At 73.1% G+C, this 18,236-nt stretch carries 13 protein-coding genes, 1 pseudogene and 1 riboswitch; of the genes and pseudogenes, 5 read left to right on the top strand and 9 right to left on the bottom strand.

From position 1 onward, the window contains the following. Positions 1–16 precede the first annotated feature (16 nt). The 4 genes and pseudogenes from ACFV5H_RS07775 to tsaD all read right to left on the bottom strand — a co-directional run. Positions 17–826 (bottom strand): annotated as a pseudogene (locus ACFV5H_RS07775) (serine/threonine-protein kinase); the annotation flags it as partial. Between the two features lie 698 nt (positions 827–1,524). Then, positions 1,525–4,167, bottom strand: coding sequence for an alanine--tRNA ligase (alaS, locus tag ACFV5H_RS07770; protein WP_385058170.1), 2,643 nt, complete (start codon positions 4,165–4,167; stop codon positions 1,525–1,527). Positions 4,168–4,184: 17 nt separating this feature from the next. After that, entirely contained in the window at positions 4,185–4,757 is a 573-nt protein-coding gene (locus ACFV5H_RS07765) for a GNAT family N-acetyltransferase (RefSeq protein ID WP_385058172.1), read from the bottom strand. Further along, positions 4,754–5,809: a tRNA (adenosine(37)-N6)-threonylcarbamoyltransferase complex transferase subunit TsaD gene (gene tsaD, locus ACFV5H_RS07760; protein ID WP_385058174.1), complete on the bottom strand. Its 1,056-nt coding sequence runs from the start codon at positions 5,807–5,809 to the stop codon at positions 4,754–4,756. Before tsaD ends, ACFV5H_RS07765 begins: the two co-directional genes overlap by 4 nt. A 153-nt stretch (positions 5,810–5,962) precedes the next feature. On the opposite strand from tsaD, the gene cbiE reads away from it, so the two are divergent. Genes cbiE through ACFV5H_RS07745 form a run of 3 tightly spaced genes read left to right on the top strand, consistent with a single transcriptional unit; the run spans position 5,963 to position 8,306 of the window. Further along, a complete protein-coding gene (gene cbiE, locus ACFV5H_RS07755) occupies positions 5,963–7,219 on the top strand; it encodes a precorrin-6y C5,15-methyltransferase (decarboxylating) subunit CbiE (RefSeq protein WP_385058187.1) in 1,257 nt (418 codons plus the stop codon). Continuing rightward, positions 7,216–7,965, top strand: coding sequence for a precorrin-4 C(11)-methyltransferase (cobM, locus tag ACFV5H_RS07750; RefSeq protein WP_385058175.1), 750 nt, complete (start codon positions 7,216–7,218; stop codon positions 7,963–7,965). The genes cbiE and cobM overlap by 4 nt, the downstream gene beginning before the upstream one ends. Beyond that, positions 7,962–8,306 (top strand): glyoxalase superfamily protein, encoded by a 345-nt coding sequence (locus tag ACFV5H_RS07745; protein ID WP_385058189.1) that lies wholly within the window; start codon positions 7,962–7,964, stop codon positions 8,304–8,306. The genes cobM and ACFV5H_RS07745 overlap by 4 nt, the downstream gene beginning before the upstream one ends. A 13-nt stretch (positions 8,307–8,319) precedes the next feature. On the opposite strand, the gene ACFV5H_RS07740 is transcribed toward ACFV5H_RS07745, so the two are convergent. After that, a complete protein-coding gene (locus ACFV5H_RS07740) occupies positions 8,320–9,438 on the bottom strand; it encodes a cobalt-precorrin-5B (C(1))-methyltransferase (RefSeq protein ID WP_385058177.1) in 1,119 nt (372 codons plus the stop codon). Positions 9,439–9,476: 38 nt separating this feature from the next. On the opposite strand from ACFV5H_RS07740, the gene ACFV5H_RS07735 reads away from it, so the two are divergent. Then, a complete protein-coding gene (locus ACFV5H_RS07735) occupies positions 9,477–10,265 on the top strand; it encodes a cobalt-precorrin-6A reductase (protein ID WP_385058179.1) in 789 nt (262 codons plus the stop codon). Here ACFV5H_RS07735 and ACFV5H_RS07730 read toward each other — a convergent pair. From ACFV5H_RS07730 to cobG, 3 genes are read right to left on the bottom strand one after another with little or no spacing between them, the layout of a single operon-like run. Continuing rightward, positions 10,250–11,746, bottom strand: a complete 1,497-nt coding sequence (locus tag ACFV5H_RS07730) for a precorrin-2 C(20)-methyltransferase (protein WP_385058180.1) — start codon at positions 11,744–11,746, stop codon at positions 10,250–10,252. The genes ACFV5H_RS07735 and ACFV5H_RS07730 overlap by 16 nt on opposite strands. Further along, entirely contained in the window at positions 11,743–12,417 is a 675-nt protein-coding gene (locus tag ACFV5H_RS07725) for a precorrin-8X methylmutase (RefSeq protein ID WP_385058182.1), read from the bottom strand. The genes ACFV5H_RS07730 and ACFV5H_RS07725 overlap by 4 nt, the downstream gene beginning before the upstream one ends. Beyond that, positions 12,414–13,709 carry a precorrin-3B synthase gene (gene cobG / locus ACFV5H_RS07720; protein ID WP_385058190.1) on the bottom strand — a complete coding sequence of 432 codons (1,296 nt, stop codon included), beginning with the start codon at positions 13,707–13,709 and terminating at the stop codon, positions 12,414–12,416. The genes ACFV5H_RS07725 and cobG overlap by 4 nt, the downstream gene beginning before the upstream one ends. 102 nt (positions 13,710–13,811) lie before the next feature. Continuing rightward, positions 13,812–13,889, top strand: a riboswitch (cobalamin riboswitch). Between the two features lie 52 nt (positions 13,890–13,941). Here cobG and cobN point away from each other — a divergent pair. Beyond that, positions 13,942–17,568: a cobaltochelatase subunit CobN gene (gene cobN, locus ACFV5H_RS07715; protein WP_385058184.1), complete on the top strand. Its 3,627-nt coding sequence runs from the start codon at positions 13,942–13,944 to the stop codon at positions 17,566–17,568. A gap of 4 nt (positions 17,569–17,572) precedes the next feature. Here the strand turns inward: cobN and ACFV5H_RS07710 are convergent, their stop codons facing one another. Continuing rightward, complete coding sequence (locus ACFV5H_RS07710) at positions 17,573–17,992, bottom strand: Fur family transcriptional regulator (protein WP_385058185.1); 420 nt, start codon at positions 17,990–17,992, stop codon at positions 17,573–17,575. Positions 17,993–18,236 lie beyond the last annotated feature (244 nt).

Raw genomic sequence — 18,236 nt, 5'->3', positions numbered from 1 at the left:
TTTCTGCGCGCAGTTCGGCGTCCTTCTCAAGGAGGAGCTCCACCAGCCGGACCAGTCCGGCAGGCAGGTCCGGGCGCACCGGGGTCAACTGCGGCGGCCGCTCGCGCAGGTGCTGTTCGGAGAGCTCGTAGTGGGTGCGGGCGGAGAACGGCGGGCGCCCTATCAGTAGTTCGTACAGGATGCAGCCGAGCGCGTAGAGGTCGGCCGGGGCGGAGACCCGTTCGGCGCGGAACTGCTCGGGCGCCATGTAGCGGGCCGTGCCGAGGCTGACGCCGGTGCTGGTCAGCCGCGTCCGGTCGGGGTCGTCGACGAACGAGCCCATGCCGAAGTCGAGGATCTTGACGGTGCCGTCGCCGGTCAGCATCACGTTGGCCGGCTTCAGGTCACGGTGGACGACCCCGGCGGTGAGCCCGGCGGCGATCTGCGCCCCGATCGCGGCGGCCCAGGAGACCGGGAGCTGGGGCTCCTCGTCGATGAGGTCGGCGAGCGGATTCCCGTCCAGCAGCTCCATGGCCAGGTAGGGCAGGCCGCTGCCGCCCGGGGCGTCGTCCACGCCGCCGTCGATCAGCAGGGTGAGGTTCGGATGGCCCTGGGAGAGCATCCGCATGATCCGCACCTCGCGGCGGAAGCGGTCGACCTCCTTGCCGGACCCCGAGGTGTCGACCGCGATCCCGGTCCGGCCGCGCAGCACGGTCTTGACGGCGACCCGGCGGTGCGGGGAGTCCGGGCCGGCCTCGAGGTCCTCGGCCCGGTGCACCTCCCCCATGTTCCCGCGCCCCACAACCCTCGTGATCCGGAACCGCCCGCCGATCGTCTCCAGGCCCACTGTCCCTCCCCGTTCCACCCGTCACGTGCAAGATGGGTGCATTGCGCAGGGAACGTACACCTTCACCCCTCTGGATGGGAGGCGTATTCACGTTTACGTTGTCAACGTTTTATCTCTTCCGTGAACCTTCGATGACGGGGTGCGGGCTCGTCCGCGGATCGCGCCCGCACCGACCGGGACGGCGCCGGTCGGCCCCGCTGCCTGATGGAGTCCGTACCCGGTCCCGCCCTTGGGGGCGGACAGTCGAGGCGCTGCGCATCGACGGGGAGGTGACCTACTGGGCCTTGACCCCTGATGTTGGACACGCGAGACACTGGATCCTGAGGATCTGAGGACGACATCTTGTGGTCCTGAAGAACCACCCGTCGGAGTTCAAGGCGGACGCGGTCGCGTTGTACGGGTCGCGGTCCGGAGCGACGACCGGGTCGGTCGCCGCCGATCCGGGATCGACCCGGAAACCCTGCGCAACCGGGTCCGGGTGGCAGGAGCGAGCCGGCCCGGGGGACGTCGGACCCAGGAACCGTCCCGGCCGCCGACCCCGCTGGAGGCTGAGAACGCGGCCCCGCGGAAGCGTGCCCGCAGGCTGGAGGAGGAACGCGAGACCCTGCGCAAAGTGTCCGTCAGGAGTGCAGCCGCCCGTCATCCGGGCGGTGACCCGTGGCACGCCTCCGGAACCGCGGCGGAATCATGCTCCGTGGTCAGGCACCGGTGAGCAGGGCGGGGACCGAGGCGAGAGTCCCCGGGAGCCGTCCGGCCGGGAGACCGCCGCCCTGGGCCACTTCGGGGGAACCGCCGCCCTTGCCGCCGAGCAGCCGCTTCACCAATGCCGAGGCATCCCGCCCCGCGCTCCGGGCCGCGCCGTTCACCGCGGCCACCAGCGTCGCCCGATCACCGGCCGGTGTACCGATGACCACCACACCGGGGCGAGCGGCGGGCAGGCGGTCCCGTACGGCGATGGCGAGGGCCCGGGCGTCGCCGTCCGTTACGGCCGTGACCAGCAAGGTGCCGTCGATGTCGGCGGCGTCGGCCGCGAGATCACCTGCGCGGGCCCGGTCGGCCTGCTCGCGGAGGCGTTGGTTCTCGCGATCGGTGGACTTCAGTCGGTCGAGCAACCCGGCGATGCGGTCGGGGAGTTCGGCGCGCGGTGCCTGGAGCTGTTCGGCGATGCGGCTGACCAGGTCGCGTTCGCGGGCCAGGTAGCCGAAGCCCTCGACGCCGACCGCGGCCTCCAGACGGCGCATGCCCGCGCCCACCGACGACTCGGAGGTGAGGGCGACGGTGCCGATCTGTGAGGCGTGTTCGACGTGGGTGCCGCCGCACAGTTCCCGGGACCAGGCGCCGCCGATCTCCACGACACGGACCTTCTCGCCGTAGGTCTCGTCGAACAGGGCGAGCGCGCCCAGCTCCTTGGCCTCGGGCAGCGTCATCCAGCGCACGCCCACCGGCAGGTCACGGCGCAGAGCCTGGTTTGCGGCCTCCTCGATCTCGCTGCGCACGGTGGAGGACAGGGCGCCGCGCCAGGGGAAGTCCAGGCGCAGGTGTCCGGGACGGTTGTAGGAGCCCGACTGCAGGGCGTTCGGGCCGAGGACCTGGCGCAGGGCGGCGTGCAGGACGTGGGTGCCGGAGTGGGCCTGGCGGGCGCCGATCCGCCACTCCGGATCGACGGCCGCGTGTACCTGGTGCCCGGTGGCCAGTTCGCCGGACAGGACTCGGACCTGGTGGACGACGAGTCCGGGCAGCGGCCGCTGCACGTCCAGCACCTCTGCCTCCACCGACGGGCCGGACAGGCGGCCGGCGTCGCTGTCCTGGCCGCCGGACTCGGCGTAGAAGGGGGTGCGGTCGAGGACGACGGTGGCGAGGTCGCCCTCGCCGGCTACGGCCGCCGGGCCCGTGGCGCCCAGAATCGCCAGGACTCGGGAGTCGGTCGTCAAGGTGTCCCACGCGCGCCAGTCGGTCGGGCCGTGCTCGTCCAGCACTGGGCGCAGGGCGGAGAGGCCGGTGCCGCCCGCCTTTCGGGCGCGGGCGTCCGCCCGGGCCCGTTCCCGCTGCTCGCGCATGAGCGCGGTGAAGCCCTCACGGTCGACCCGCAGGCCCTGTTCGGCGGCCATCTCCAGGGTGAGGTCGATCGGGAAGCCGTAGGTGTCGTGCAGAAGGAACGCCTGCGCGCCGGGCAGCGCACGGCCGCCCTCCTCCTTCACCTTCGCCACCGCCGTGTCCAGCACGGTCGTGCCCTGCCGCAGGGTGGCCCGGAAGGCCTCTTCTTCGCTCGCCGCCCGGTCGGCGATCCGTTCGTACGCATCGGTCACCTCGGGATAGCTGGGCGCCATGCAGTCCCGCGCGACCGCCAGCAGGTCCATGAGCACCGGCTCGGCGTGGCCCAGCTGACGCATGGAGCGGACGGCGCGGCGCAGGATGCGGCGCAGGACGTAGCCCCGGCCCTCGTTGCCCGGGCTGGTGCCGTCGGCGAGCAGCATCAGGGCGGTGCGGACATGGTCGGCGACCACGCGCAGCCGTACGTCGGCCTCCGCGTCCGCGCCGTAGCGCACCTCGGCCAGCGCGGCGGCCCGGTCCAGGAGCGGGCGGGTCTCATCGATCTCGTAGAGGTTGTCGACGCCTTGGAGGAGCGTGGCCATGCGTTCCAGGCCCATGCCGGTGTCGATGTTGCGGCGGGGGAGTTCGCCGAGGATCGGGTAGCCGGACTTGCCGGGGCCCTCACCGCGCTCGTACTGCATGAAGACGAGGTTCCAGAACTCCATGTACCGGTCCTCGTCGACCGCCGGGCCGCCCGCCCGGCCGAGCGCCGGGCCGCGGTCGTAGTAGAGCTCGGAGCAGGGACCGCAGGGGCCGGGTACGCCCATGGACCAGAAGTTGTCCTCGTCGCCGCGCGCCACGATCCGATCGTCCGGCAGGCCGGCGATGCGCCGCCACAGGGCCCGGGACTCGTCGTCGCTGTGGTGGACCGTGACCCAGATGCGGTCCGGGTCGAGGCCGTAGCCGCCGCCTTCCACCGACGCGGTCGACAACTCCCAGGCGAAGGCGATGGCCTCCTCCTTGAAGTAGTCGCCCAGGGAGAAGTTGCCGTTCATCTGGAAGAACGAGCCGTGCCGGGTGGTGCGTCCCACCTCCTCGATGTCCAGGGTGCGCACGCACTTCTGCACGCTGGTCGCCCGCGGCCAGGGCGCAGGGACTTCGCCGGTCAGGTACGGCTTGAACGGGACCATGCCGGCGTTGACGAACAGCAGGGTCGGATCGGGGGTCGGCAGCGGGGCGCTGGGGACGACGGTGTGGCCGCGGTCGGCGAAGAAGTCGAGGAAGCGGCGGCGGATTTCAGCGGTACGCAAGGCGGGGCTCCGGGGGCTTACAGGGGGAGAGGGGCGAGGGACCGGGCGGGGTGGCGCGGGCCGACGAAGACGACGATGCCCTTGCCTCCGGGGGACGGGTGGGTGACCTGCGTCCAGCCCTGGCGGCGGTAGAAGGCCATGGCCCGGCCGTTCTGGACGGAGGTCAGCAGCCAGGCCCGGCCGTCGGGCGCGTGCGCGGTCACCGCTTCGAGGAGGTCACCGGCAATACCGGTGCCGCGGGCGGCGGTACGGACGGCCAGTTCGTCGATCTCCAGGGCGCCGCACAGCCAGTCCGCCGTGTACGCAGGGCCGAGGCAGGCAGCGGCCTGCGGGTAGCAGCGGTCGGCGGGGAAGGGGGAGGGGGTGGTCCAGGCGGTGGCGAAGCCGATGACGTCCCCGCCGCGTACGGCGGTCGCGGCCCTGAACCCGGGCCGGTCCACGTTCGTCGGCAGCCGGTCCACGAACTCCGTCGCCCTCTCCTCGTCCTCGTTCCAGGGCGGGGCGCAGAAGGCGTCGACGTAGACCGAGCGCAGCGCGCCGGTGTGCGTGAGCAGTCCGGCGTCCGTGTGGACGCGGATCTCGACGCTCATCGGGCGGCCACCGCCCGCCCCGTGGCGACCGGGTGCAGGGCGGCGTACTCCAGCGGCGCCGACGGGTCGATCGACACGTCCAGCGGCGCCGCCCCGGCCCCGGCCCGGACGAGGAGATCGCCGACGGCCGCGATCATCGCTCCGTTGTCGGTGCACAGCCGCAGCGGCGGCACCCGTAGCTCGATCCCGGCCGCCCGGCAGCGCTCCTCGGCCAGCGACCGCACCCGCGAGTTGGCCGCGACGCCGCCCACCACGACCAGGGTGCCCACCCCGTGCTCCTTGCAGGCGGCGACCGCCTTGCGGGTCAGTACGTCCGCGACGGCCTCCTGGAGCGAGGCCGCGCCGTCGGCCACGGGCAGCTCACGGCCGGCGTGCCCCTCCGCCCAGCGTGCGGCGGCCGTCTTCAAGCCCGAGAAGGAGAAGTCGTACGACCCCGGGAGCGGGCGCGGGAAGGGGACAGCGCGAGGATCCCCCGCTCGCGCTGCCCTGTCGATGGCCGGACCACCGGGATACGGCAGCCCGAAGACCCGCGCCACCTTGTCGAAGCACTCACCGGCTGCGTCGTCCAGCGTGTCCCCGAGGTGCGTGATCCGGTCCCGGGCGAGGTCGCGGACGAGGAGGAGTGATGTGTGGCCGCCGGAGACGATCAGCACCATGCACGGGTTCGGCAGCGGGCCGTGCTCCAGTGTGTCGGCGGCGACGTGCCCGGCCAGGTGGTGGACCCCGTACAGCGGGACGCCGAGCGAGTAGGCGATGCCCTTCGCGCCGGCGAGACCCACCTGCAGGGCGCCCGACAACCCGGGGCCCGTGGTCACGGCGACAGCTCCGACGTCGGACAGCCGCAGCCCGGCCTCGTCCAGTGCCTGCCGGACGACCGGACGCAGCGCGTGGAGGTGGGCGCGGGAGGCGATCTCGGGCACCACACCGCCGAAGCGGGCGTGCTCGTCCATGCTCGACGCCACCGCGTGTCCCAGCAGCCGCCCGTCCCGGACCAGGCCCGCGCCCGTCTCGTCGCAGGACGACTCGATGCCCAGCACCACCGCAGACCTCATCGCCCGCCCTTTCCTGCACTGCATAAGTTGTTGCAAACAGTGTGCAATAAGATTGCGGCTGATGTGCACCCGATCGGCTCCGCGCAGGTGGCCGCCCCGTAAAGTGCCTCCCCGACGCCCACCCCGATCCCGAGGTACCGAGCCGTGACCGCCATCCGATCCGCACCGACCCCCGCCGTGCTCGTCGTGGGGATCGGCGCCGACGGCTGGGGCGGACTGCCGGACGCCGCGCGCCGGGCACTGCTCGACGCGGAGGTCGTCGTCGGGGGACCGCGTCAGCTCGGCCTGCTGCCGCCGGAGTGTGCCGCCGAGCGTGTGCCCTGGCCCTCCCCGCTGCGTCCGGCGGTTCCCGGCCTGTTCGCCGCGCACACGGGTCGCCGCGTCGCCGTCCTGGCCAGCGGCGACCCCATGTTCCACGGCATCGGACGCGCCCTCACCGAAGTGCTCGGTCCCGGCGCGGTGCACGTCCTGCCGCATCCCTCGTCCGTCTCCCACGCCTGTGCCCGCCTCGGCTGGCCCGTGGAGGACGTCCAGGTCGTCACACTCGTCGGCCGCCCCACCGCAGGCCTCGCCGCGGCCCTCCACGACGGCCGCCGCCTGCTCGTGCTCAGCGCGGACGCCGGCACGCCCGGCGAGGTCGCCGCCCTGCTGCGGGACCGGGGTTTCGGCCCCAGCCGGATACGGGTGCTCGAACAGCTCGGCGGCGTGAAGGAACGGATGGGCGATGCCGTCACCGCAGACGGCCGGCCCGAGCACCCGACGTGCGATCCGCTCAACATCGTCGCCGTCGAGTGCCGCCGTGCCCCCGGCGCCCTGCGCCTGGGCGCCGTCCCCGGACTGCCGGACGAGGCGTACGAGCACGACGGGCAACTCACCAAGCGGCACGTCCGCGCCGCCACCCTCGGTGCTCTGGCTCCGTCCCCCGGCGAGCTGCTGTGGGACATCGGCGGCGGTTCCGGCTCGATCGCCGTCGAGTGGATGCGCACCCACCCCTCCTGCCGCGCCGTCACCGTCGAACGCGACCCCGCACGCGCCGAGCGCATCGTCCGCAACGCCGACCGGCTCGGTGTGCCCGGTCTGCGCGTCGTCACCGGTGCCGCGCCCGAGGCCCTCGCCGGGCTTCTCCGGCCGGACGCCGTGTTCATCGGCGGCGGGCTCACCGAGCCCGGACTGCTTCAGGCGTGCTGGGAAGCACTCCCCGTCGGTGGTCGGCTGGTCGCCAACACCGTGACGCTGGAGTCCGAAGCGCTGCTGGCCGACGCCCGCAGACGTCACGGGGGCGAACTGGTGCGCCTCGCGGTGGCGCACGCCGTGCCCGTGGGCGGCTTCACCGGGTGGCGGCAGGCGATGCCGGTGACCCAGTGGGCCGTGGAAAAGACCGCCGACCCGTCCCCAGGAGCAGACAGATGACCGTGTACTTCATCGGTGCCGGCCCCGGAGCCGCCGACCTGATCACGGTGCGGGGCGCCCGGACGCTCGCCGCCTGCCGTGTTTGCCTGTACGCGGGCAGCCTGGTCCCGCGCGAGCTGCTGACCGAATGCCCGCCGGACGCCCGGCTGGTCGACACGGCACAGCTCACCCTGGACGAGATCACCGCCGAGCTGGTCCGCGCCCACGAGCAGGGCCACGACGTGGCCCGGCTGCACTCCGGCGACCCGTCCGTCTTCAGCGCGGTCGCGGAGCAGATGCGGCGCCTCGATGCGGCCGGAGTGCCGTACGAGGTCGTCCCCGGTGTACCGGCCTTCGCCGCGGCGGCGGCCTCCCTGAAGCGGGAGCTGACCGTGCCGACGGTCGGGCAGACCGTCATCCTCACCCGGATCGCCAACCGGGCCACCGCCATGCCGGAGGGCGAGGACCTGGCCACCCTCGGCCGCAGCGGTGCGCTGATCGTGCTGCACCTGGCCGCCAAGTACGTGGACCGCGTGGTCGGCGAGCTGGTGCCGCACTACGGCGCGGACTGCCCCGCGGCCGTCGTCGCCTACGCCTCCCGCCCCGACGAACTGATCATCCGCGGGACCCTCGACGAGATCGCCCTGAAGGTGAAGGAGGCCGGGGTGCTGCGCACAGCGGTGATCATGGTCGGCCGGACCCTGGGAGCGGATCAGTTCCGCGACAGCCATCTGTACTCGCCGGAGCGCGAGCGGCATGTCTGCTGAGGACCCCGCGCGCCGAGGAGGTCGTCCCGGTCATCCGGGTGCGGGACGCCGCGGTGGCCGTGCGCCGGTACGCCAGGCTGGGGTTCGTCCAGCAGTGGGAGCACCGGTTCGAACCGGGCTTCCCGGTGTTCACGGAGGTGGCCCGCGGCCGGGTCCGGCTGTACCTGTCGGAGCACGAGGGGGACGCGCGGCCGGACACCCTGATGTATCTGAGGGTCGCCGATCTCGACGCGGTTGCCGCCGAGTTCGGTGTCCATCCCGAGGAGGCACCGTGGGGGCGGGAGCTCGGACTGCGTGACCCGGACGGCAACCGCCTCCGGGTGGGGCCGGTCACCGAGTAGGCGGGCCGGGCGCTCAGGCGACGGTACTGCGGCCCACGACCGTGCCCGCGCGGTCGATACAGATCACGTCGACCACGACGGGTGCCCCGCGCAGCACGGACAGGGCCTCGTCACGGGCCGCCGTCGCGACCAGGTCCCCCAGCGGTACCCCGGCCGCTTGACAGAGCTGGAGCGCGGCGAGACCCGTGTTGGCCTCCGCCACCTCGCGGGCGAGGGTTTCGGCCGCGCCGCCTCGCCGGGCCAGTTCGGCGAGGAAGCCCTTGTCGACCTGGGAACGGGCGGAGTGCAGGTCGAGGTGCCCCGCGGCGAGCTTGGACAGCTTGGCGAAGCCACCGCAGACGGTGAGCCGCTCCACCGGGTGACGGCGGACGTACTTCAGCACGGCGCCCGCGAAGTCGCCCATGTCCAGCAGGGCGTCCTCGGGCAGCCCGTACTCGGCGACGACCGTCTTCTCCGAGGTCGACCCGGTGCAGCCGGCCACGTGCGTACGGCCGGCGGCCCGTGCCACGTCGACCCCGCGCCGGATCGAGTCGATCCACGCCGAGCAGGAGTAGGGGACGACGATGCCGGTGGTGCCGAGGACGGAGAGACCTCCGAGGATGCCGAGGCGCGGGTTCCAGGTGGACCGGGCGATCTCCTCGCCGTGGTCGACGGAGAGGGTGATCTCGACGTCGCCGCTGCCGCCGTGCCGCTCGGCGACGCGGGCGACGTGGTCGCGCATCATCTGGCGGGGGACCGGGTTGACGGCCGGTTCGCCGACCGGGAGGGGCAGGCCGGGCCGGGTGACGGTGCCCACGCCGGGACCCGCCCGGAAGACGACGCCGGAGCCCGCGGGCAGCCGTCGCACCGTCGCCCGGACCAGCGCACCGTGGGTGACGTCCGGGTCGTCACCGGCGTCCTTCACGATCCCCGCCATCGCGTACGCGTCCGTCAGCTCCTCGGCCGCGAGCGCGAACGACGGCGTCTGCCCCTTGGGCAGGGTGATCGTCACGGGGTCGGGGAAGTCACCGGTCAGCAGCGCGGTGTACGCGGCCGTCGTCGCGGCGGTCGCGCAGGCGCCGGTGGTCCAGCCGTGGCGCAGACCGGTGTGCTTGAGTTGGGCGCTGCGACCGCCCCTGGCCTCGCCGCTCATACCTGACTTCCAGAAGGGAACCGAATGAAGGACCTGTCGTGCACGTGCTGATCCTCGGTGGCACCACCGAGGCCCGCCGTCTCGCCGAACTGCTGGCGGCCGAACCGCTGCCGGGGCTGCGGGTGACGAACTCCCTGGCGGGACGGGTCTCCGCGCCCCGCACACCGCCCGGTGAGGTGCGCGTCGGCGGCTTCGGGGGAGCCGAGGGGCTCGCGGCCTGGCTCCGTGAGCACACGGTCGACCTGTTCATCGACGCCACGCACCCTTTCGCCGGCACCATCAGCTTCAACGCGGCTCGGGCCGCCGCCACCACCCATGTTCCCCTGCTCGCACTGCGCCGTCCCGGATGGGCGCCGGTCGAGGGAGACGTCTGGCACGAGACCGGCTCCCTGACGGAAGCCGCCGAACTGCTGCCCTCCCTCGGACGACGCGTCTTCCTGACCACGGGGCGGATGGGTCTGGCCACCTTCGCCGGCCTGGACGCTCTTTGGTTCCTCGTCCGGTCCGTCGACGCGCCCGAGCCACCGTGTCCGTCCCGCATGGAAGTGCTGCTGGAGCGCGGCCCGTTCACCCTCGACGGGGAGCGCGAGCTGCTGCGCAGGCACCGGATCGACGTCCTGGTCACCAAGGACAGCGGCGGCGCGGCCACCGCACCGAAACTGACCGCCGCCCGTGAGGCCGGCCTGCCCGTGGTCGTGGTGCGCAGACCCGCGATGCCCGAAGGGGTGCCGGTGGTGACCGAGCCCGATCAGGCGGCACGGTGGGTACGAGAAACCCTCGCACGCCACCCGTGCGCGCGGCGGCGCGGCCCTCACGTCTCCGGATAGCGGCGAGGCGTCCAGACGACCTCCTCGCCGTTCCCGCGCCGTACGACCCGGGTCTGGGACGAGCCGACCAGCAGGATCGTGCGCATGTCGACCTCGGCCGGATCCAGCTCCGCCAGCCGCACCACCCGCACCCGCTCGTCCGCACCGCCCACGTCCCGGGCGACCACGACCGGTGTGTCCGGATCCCTGTGCTCGAGGAGCACTTCGCGGGCCTTGCCCACCTGCCAGGTCCGGCTGCGCGACCCGGGGTTGTACAGGGCCAGCACCATGTCGGCGGCCGCGGCGGCGCGCAGGCGTCCGGCGATGACCTCCCAGGGCTTGAGCCGGTCGGACAGGGAGAGCGTGGCGTAGTCGTGGCCGAGCGGGGCGCCCGCGCGTGCGGCTGCCGCGTTGGCGGCGGTCACCCCCGGCAGGACTCGCACCGGCACGTCCGTGTACGCGTTCGCCGAGGCGGCCTCCAGCACGGCGGTGGCCATGGCGAAGACGCCCGGATCGCCTCCCGACACGACTGCCACGCGCCGCCCCCGCTGGGCGAGTTGCAGGGCGAACTCGGCGCGCTCGGCCTCGACCCGGTTGTCGGAGCCGTGCCGGCGCTGGCCGGGGCGTACGGGCACCCGGTCGAGGTAGGTGGTGTATCCGACCAGGTCGTCCGCCGCGGCGAGGGCACCGCGCGTCTCGGGCGTCAGCCACAGCGGACCGGCAGGACCGGTCCCCACGACGACGACCTCACCCGCCGACCCCGGTTCGGGGGTGGTCGGTTCGGCGTCGACCTGGCTCGGCAGCACCGCCACCGAGAAGTACGGCACCGACTCGGGTTCCACATCCGCCAGTTCCGCGAGACGTTCTCCCGCCATGGTGGCGCGCTCCACATACCGGGCGGCATCGAGCCGTCCGGAACCCTCCAACGCCCGGCGCACCTTGGGGAAGGTGCGCCCCAACTTCATCACGACCGCGGCGTCGGTCGAGGCGAGTCGTGCGGTCAGCTCCTCCTCGGGCAGGGTGCCGGGCAGGATGGTGAGCACCTCCTCGCCCTCGGCGAGCGGAGTGCCCAGGCGGGCCGCGGCGGCGGAGACGGAGGTGACGCCGGGTATCACCTCGGTGTCGAAGCGGTCGGCGAGCCGCTTGTGCATGTGCATGTAGGAGCCGTAGAAGAGCGGGTCGCCCTCCGCCAGGACCGCGACCGTCCGGCCCGCCTCCAGGTGGGCGGCCAGCCGGGCCGACGCCTCGGCGTAGAAGTCGTCGATGGCGCCCTGGTAGCCGCCGGGATGGTCGGTGGTCTCCGTGGTGACCGGGTAGACCAGCGCCTCCTCGATGTGGTCGTCCCGCAGGTGCTTCGCCGCGATGGAGCGCGCGATCGACCGGCCGTGGCGGGCGCTGTGGTACGCGATCACGTCGGCCTCGGCGATGGCCTCGACGGCCCGCACGGTCATCAGGGACGGGTCGCCCGGGCCGAGCCCGACTCCGTACAGCTTCCCGCTCATTCTTCCTCGCTCGCGATCGCGTTGAGCGCGGCGGCGGCGATGGCGCTGCCGCCGCGACGGCCCCGCACGACCAGGTGCTCCAGGCCCGAGGGGTGGGCGGCCAGGGCGTCCTTGGACTCGGCGGCACCGACGAAGCCGACGGGTACGCCGATGACGGCGGCCGGGCGGGGCGCCCCTTCCTCGATCATCTCCAGGAGGCGGAAGAGCGCGGTGGGCGCGTTGCCGACGGCGACCACGGCGCCCTCCAGCCGGTCCCGCCACAGTTCCAGGGCGGCGGCGCTGCGCGTGGTGCCGAGCTTGGCCGCCAGCTCGGGGACGGCCGGGTCGGACAGGGTGCACAACACGTCGTTGTCCGCGGGCAGCCGCTTGCGGGTCACGCCGCTGGCCACCATCCGCACGTCGCAGAGGATGGGCGCGCCGGCGCGCAGGGCCGCGCGGGCGCGTCCCACCACGGCGGGGGTGTACGAGAGGTCGCGCACGAGGTCGACCATGCCGCAGGCGTGGATCATCCGGACCGCGACCCGGCTGACGTCCGCGGGCAGCCCCGCGAGGTCCGCTTCCGCGCGGATGGTCGCGAAGGACTGGCGGTAGATGGCCGCGCCGTCCTTCTCGTAGTCGTAGGGGGTCACGGTGCTGTTCTCGCTGTTCTCGGTCGTCGTGGTACGGCTCATGAGGTGATCGCCGCCAAGGCGGTGGGGAGGTGGGAGACATCGCTGAGTTCAATGGCGCGCGGCAGTCCGCCCCCGCCCGGCCCGGCGAGGCGGTAGCCGCCCTCCGGGGTGGCGATCACGTCGACGCGGTCGCCCCGGGGGTGGCCGCAGCGCCGCTCGCAGCCGGACCAGTACAGCGGGAGGCGTGATGTGCTCGCGGTGGCGAGGGCGCGGGCCGCGTCGGCGCGGACATCCGCTCGGGACTTGCCGCACCCCGGGCGGCCGATGCACGCGCCGACGCGCAGCCAGGGCGAGGAGGGATCGGTGACGAGACCGGCGGCGGAGAGAGGGGAGAGGGAGGCGCTCCGGTCGGACGCGGTCATGTCCGGGGTGGGGACGACGATGCCGCGCCAGGGGGTGAGACGCAGTTCGCTGGGGGCGACTTCTGCCAACTCCTGCCACTGAGGGACGGTCAGGCGCCCCAGCGCGGCGTGGACGGAGAGGGCTGATCCGATGACTCCGGGAGGAGGTCCGCCGGTGGTCGTCGTGTCCTTCCGGTCCTGGACGCAGCCGATCCCCGACTCCGCCAAGCGGCGCCGTATGACGGATATCAACTCGGCTGACTGCGGCCCAAGTTCGTCAATCCGCCAGACCCGCTCACCGGCCTGCCGGGCGAACTCCAGGAACACCTCGGCGGCCAGCAGTGCTGCTCTTGGGGCGTCGTCCCCGGCAACCCGCAGCGCTTCCTGGGCAGAGCCCAGGGAGATCAGCGCACCGCCATCGGCCGCGGCTCGCACGGTCACGTCGGCACCGAGCGCGGCCACGTCTCCGCGCCCGTCGTCGAGCGCGAACAGGAACCGTCCCGATAGTTCACGCGCCGCTTCGCTCGCGCACAGCGCCGCGTCCAGCGCCGAGAGCCAGGACCGCACCTCTCGTGACCCTTGCCCGTCCAGCCCGGACAGCGGCGAGGCCACGACGTTGCGCACCCTCTCGTGCCCCGGGGAGGGAAGGAGCCCGGCCGCGTTCAGCAGACCGGCGAGTTCCCCGCCGCACGCGTCGCGGAGCCCACGCAGCTGCACGTTGCCGCGTGAGGTCAGGTGAAGCTCACCATCGCCCAGTTGCCGAGCTGCGTCCGCGAGGGCGTGAGCCTGACGGATGGTAAGAACACCGCCGGGCACGCGGACCCGGGCCAGGGCGCCATCGTCGGCGGCGTGCAGCCGCAGCGTTCCCGGACAGGCGTCACCGCGATCCCGCAGAACCGGTGTGGCCTGGGGCAATGAGGGCGGGGAAGCTGTGGGCACGGCGGCGAGCATACCGACCATCACACCGGATGTATGCCCCGCCCTCTTGTCACGACCCTTACTATGCTCCTCAGGTGGATCATCCGGTCCACCGCCGCCACGACGGCGACAGGGGAGGAAGCCCGGTGCGAATCCGGCGCGGTCCCGCCACTGTGAGTCCGGCCACTGCGAGGCCGGGCGAGCCAGGAACTCCCGCCGTCTTTCACCGCCCGGGGCGCGGACCCCGAGGAAGGCCAGACGCCGCATGCTGCCATCGTCCGGGGGTCCCCTCGTCTCCCCCCGCATCCTGCTCCTGTCGACGTCCGACACCGACCTGCTCAGCGCCCGCGCGGCCGGCGGCCCGGTGCCCTACCGCTTCGCCAACCCCTCCCGTCTCCCGCTGGACGACCTGCCCGCGCTCCTCGACGGCGTCGGCATGGTCGTCGTACGCCTCCTCGGCGGGCTGCGCGCCTGGGAGGAGGGCCTGGACCTGTTGCTCGCCGACGGCCGCCCGGTCGTCGTCCTCACCGGCGAACAGGCCCCCGACGCCCAGCTGATGGCCGCCTCCACCGTCCCCGTCGGCATCGCCGCCGAGGCGCACGCCTACCTCGCCCACGGCGGCCCGGCCAACCTGGAGCAGCTCGCCCGCTTCCTGTCCGACACCGTCCTGCTCACCGGCCACGGCTTCGAGGCGCCCGCCCCCGCACCGACCTGGGGCCCGCTGGAGCGCGAACCGGGCGGCGGGGACGGCCCGACGGTGGCCGTGCTCTACTACCGCGCCCACCACATGAGCGGCAACACCGCCTTCGTGCACGCGCTGTGCGATGCCGTGGAGACCGCCGGCGGTCGCCCCCTGCCCCTCTACGTGGCCTCCCTGCGCGCCCCCGAGCCCGAGCTGATCGCCGAGCTGCGCGCGGCCGACGCCATCGTCACCACGGTCCTCGCGGCCGGCGGCACCAAGCCCGCCGAAGCCTCCGCCGGCGGCGACGACGAGTCCTGGGACGCGGGCGCGCTCACCGCCCTGGACGTCCCCATCCTCCAGGCCCTGTGCCTGACCGGATCCCGCGCCGCCTGGGAGGAGAACGACGAGGGCGTCTCCCCGCTCGACGCGGCCAGCCAGATCGCCGTGCCCGAGTTCGACGGCCGCCTGATCACCGTCCCGTTCTCCTTCAAGGAAATCGACGCCGACGGCCTCCCCGCCTACGTCGCGGACCCCGAGCGCGCCGCCCGCGTCGCCGGCATCGCCGTGCGCCACGCCCGCCTGCGGCACATCCCGGCCGCCGACAAGCGCCTCGCGCTGGTCCTGTCCGCCTACCCGACCAAGCACTCCCGTATCGGCAACGCGGTCGGCCTCGACACCCCCGCCAGCGCCGTCGCCCTGCTGCGCCGGCTGCGCGAGGAGGGATACGACTTCGGCACCGGCGGCGAGGTCCCGGGCCTCGTCTCCGGCGACGGCGACGAGCTGATCCGCGCGCTCATCGAGGCGGGCGGCCACGACCAGGACTGGCTGACGGAGGAGCAGCTCGCCCGCAACCCGGTGCGCGTACCGGCCGCCGACTACAAGCGCTGGTACGCGACCCTCCCGAAGGACCTGCGCGCGTCCGTCGAGGAGCACTGGGGCCCGCCCCCGGGCGAGATGTTCGTCGACCGCAGCCGCAACCCCGAGGGCGACATCGTCCTGGCCGCCCTGCGCCACGGCAACCTGTTGATCCTCATCCAGCCCCCGCGCGGCTTCGGCGAGAACCCCATCGCCATCTACCACGACCCCGACCTGCCGCCGTCCCACCACTACCTCGCCGCCTACCGCTGGATCGCCGCCCGCACCGAGGACGGCGGCTTCGGCGCGGACGCGATGATCCACCTGGGCAAGCACGGCAATCTGGAATGGCTGCCCGGCAAGAACGCCGGCCTGTCCGCGGCCTGCGGCCCCGACGCCGCCCTCGGTGACCTGCCGCTGATCTACCCGTTCCTCGTCAACGACCCCGGCGAGGGGACCCAGGCCAAGCGCCGGGTCCACGCCACGCTCATCGACCACCTCGTCCCACCGATGGCCCGGGCCGACTCCTACGGCGACATCGCCCGCCTGGAACAACTCCTCGACGAGTACGCCCAGATCGCGGCCATGGACCCGGCCAAGCTCCCGGCGATCCGCGCCCAGATCTGGACCCTGATCCAGGCCGCCAGGCTCGACCACGACCTCGGCCTGGACGACCGTCCCGACGACGAGGGCTTCGACGACATGATCCTCCACGTCGACGGCTGGCTCTGCGAGGTCAAGGACGCCCAGATCCGCGACGGCCTGCACGTCCTCGGCAACCCGCCCACCGGCGCCGACCGCGTCAACCTCGTCCTCGCCATCCTGCGCGCCCGCCAGATCTGGGGCGGCGCCACCGCCCTGCCCGGCCTGCGCGAGGCCCTCGGTCTGGACGAGTCCGCCGCCACCCGCACCACGGCCGACGAAGCGGAGGAGCGGGCCCGCGCCCTGGTCCAGGCGATGGAGGACACCGACTGGGACCCGGCCGCCGTACCCACCGCGCACGGCGAACAGGTGGCCGCGATCCTGGAGTTCGCGGCCCGCGAGGTCGTCCCACGCCTCGCCGCCACCACCGCCGAGATCGACCACGCCGTCCACGCCCTGAACGGCGGCTTCGTCCCCGCCGGCCCCTCCGGATCGCCGCTGCGCGGCCTGGTCAACGTCCTGCCGACCGGCCGCAACTTCTACTCCGTCGACCCCAAGGCCGTCCCCTCCCGCCTCGCCTGGGAGACCGGCCAGGCCCTCGCCGACAGCCTCCTGGAGCGCTACCGCACCGACAACGGCGACTGGCCCGCCTCCGTCGGCCTGTCCCTGTGGGGCACGAGCGCCATGCGCACCGCCGGCGACGACGTCGCGGAGGCCCTCGCCCTGCTCGGCGTCCGCCCCGTCTGGGACGACGCCTCCCGTCGCGTCACCGGCCTCGAACCCATCCCGTACGAGGAACTGGGCCGCCCCCGCATCGACGTCACCCTGCGCATCTCGGGCTTCTTCCGCGACGCGTTCCCGCACACCGTCGGCCTGCTCGACGACGCGGTGCGCCTGGCCGCCTCGCTGGAGGAACCCGCCGAGGCCAACCGCGTCCGCGCCCACGTGCAGGCCGACCTCGCCGAACACGGCGACGAACGCCGGGCCACCACCCGCATCTTCGGCTCCCGCCCCGGCACCTACGGTGCCGGACTGCTCCAGCTCATCGACTCCCGCGACTGGCGCACCGACGCCGACCTCGCCGAGGTCTACACCGTCTGGGGCGGCTACGCCTATGGCCGTGAACTCGACGGCCGTCCGGCCCGCGACGAGATGGAGTCGGCGTACAAGCGCATCGCGGTCGCCGCGAAGAACACCGACACCCGCGAGCACGACATCGCCGACTCCGACGACTACTTCCAGTACCACGGCGGCATGGTCGCCACCGTCCGCGCCCTGCGCGGCACGGCCCCCGAGGCGTACATCGGCGACTCCACCCGCCCCGAGACGGTCCGCACCCGCACCCTGGTCGAGGAGACCTCCCGCGTCTTCCGCGCCCGCGTGGTCAACCCCAAGTGGATCGAGGCGATGCGCCGCCACGGCTACAAGGGCGCCTTCGAGCTGGCCGCCACCGTCGACTACCTCTTCGGCTACGACGCCACCACGGGCGTCATGGCCGACTGGATGTACGACAAGCTGACCGAGACCTACGTCCTGGACCCGGCCAACCGCGAGTTCCTCCAGGAGGCCAATCCCTGGGCGCTGCACGGGATCGCCGAGCGCTTGCTGGAGGCGGAGTCCCGGGGAATGTGGGAGAAACCGGATCCCTCGGTCCTGGAAGCACTCCGCCAGGTGTACCTGGAGACGGAAGGCGACCTGGAGGGCGAGGACTGAGGACTCAGGCGGCGCAGCCGGAGCACAGGCCGTAGACCAGCAGCGAACCCGACATCCCGGGACGCAGCCCGGTCAGTTCCTCGATCCGGCTCACCGCGTCCACCAGAGGGGCGCTGGCCAGGTCGGAGACGTGGCCGCACCGCTGACACACGGTGTGGTGGTGCGGCTCGTCGGTGATGCCGTACCGCGTGGGTCCCGGCCCCGGCACCGCGTGGACCACGCCGAGCGCGGTCAGGGTCTCCAGGGAGCGGTACACCGTGGTGGAGTGGTGGCCTTCGCCCGTGTGCTCCAGGCGGGCGTGGATCTCCGTGGCGGTGAGGTGCTGCCCCGATTCGCGCAGCAGGGCCAGGATCCTCAGCCGGCCGTGCGTGCAGCGCAGGCCGTGCCGCCGCAGCAGCGAACGGGGATCCGGCAGCTCTGTCATGTCGTCGTGCACTGCCCGCGCGTTCCGGTCCACACCACTGCCTCTCCAGGGCAGGCGGAGGACGCTGGCCCGGAGAGGCTGTCCCCATCTGCCGTTGTACGACGGCCACAGTCTCCGGCAGACTATTGCGCATCACTCGCAACAGCAAAAGACTGGCGGAAGCAGTAGGCTGTGCGACACCGGGCCTAGGACCAATGCCTGATCAACAATCACCGCTGCTGCTGTTAGCGTGCAGTTGCACATC

It is taken from the genome of Streptomyces sp. NPDC059787 (genome assembly GCF_042732315.1).
GTDB lineage: Bacteria > Actinomycetota > Actinomycetes > Streptomycetales > Streptomycetaceae > Streptomyces > Streptomyces atrovirens.
This window is presented reverse-complemented; position numbering and strand designations above follow the sequence as displayed.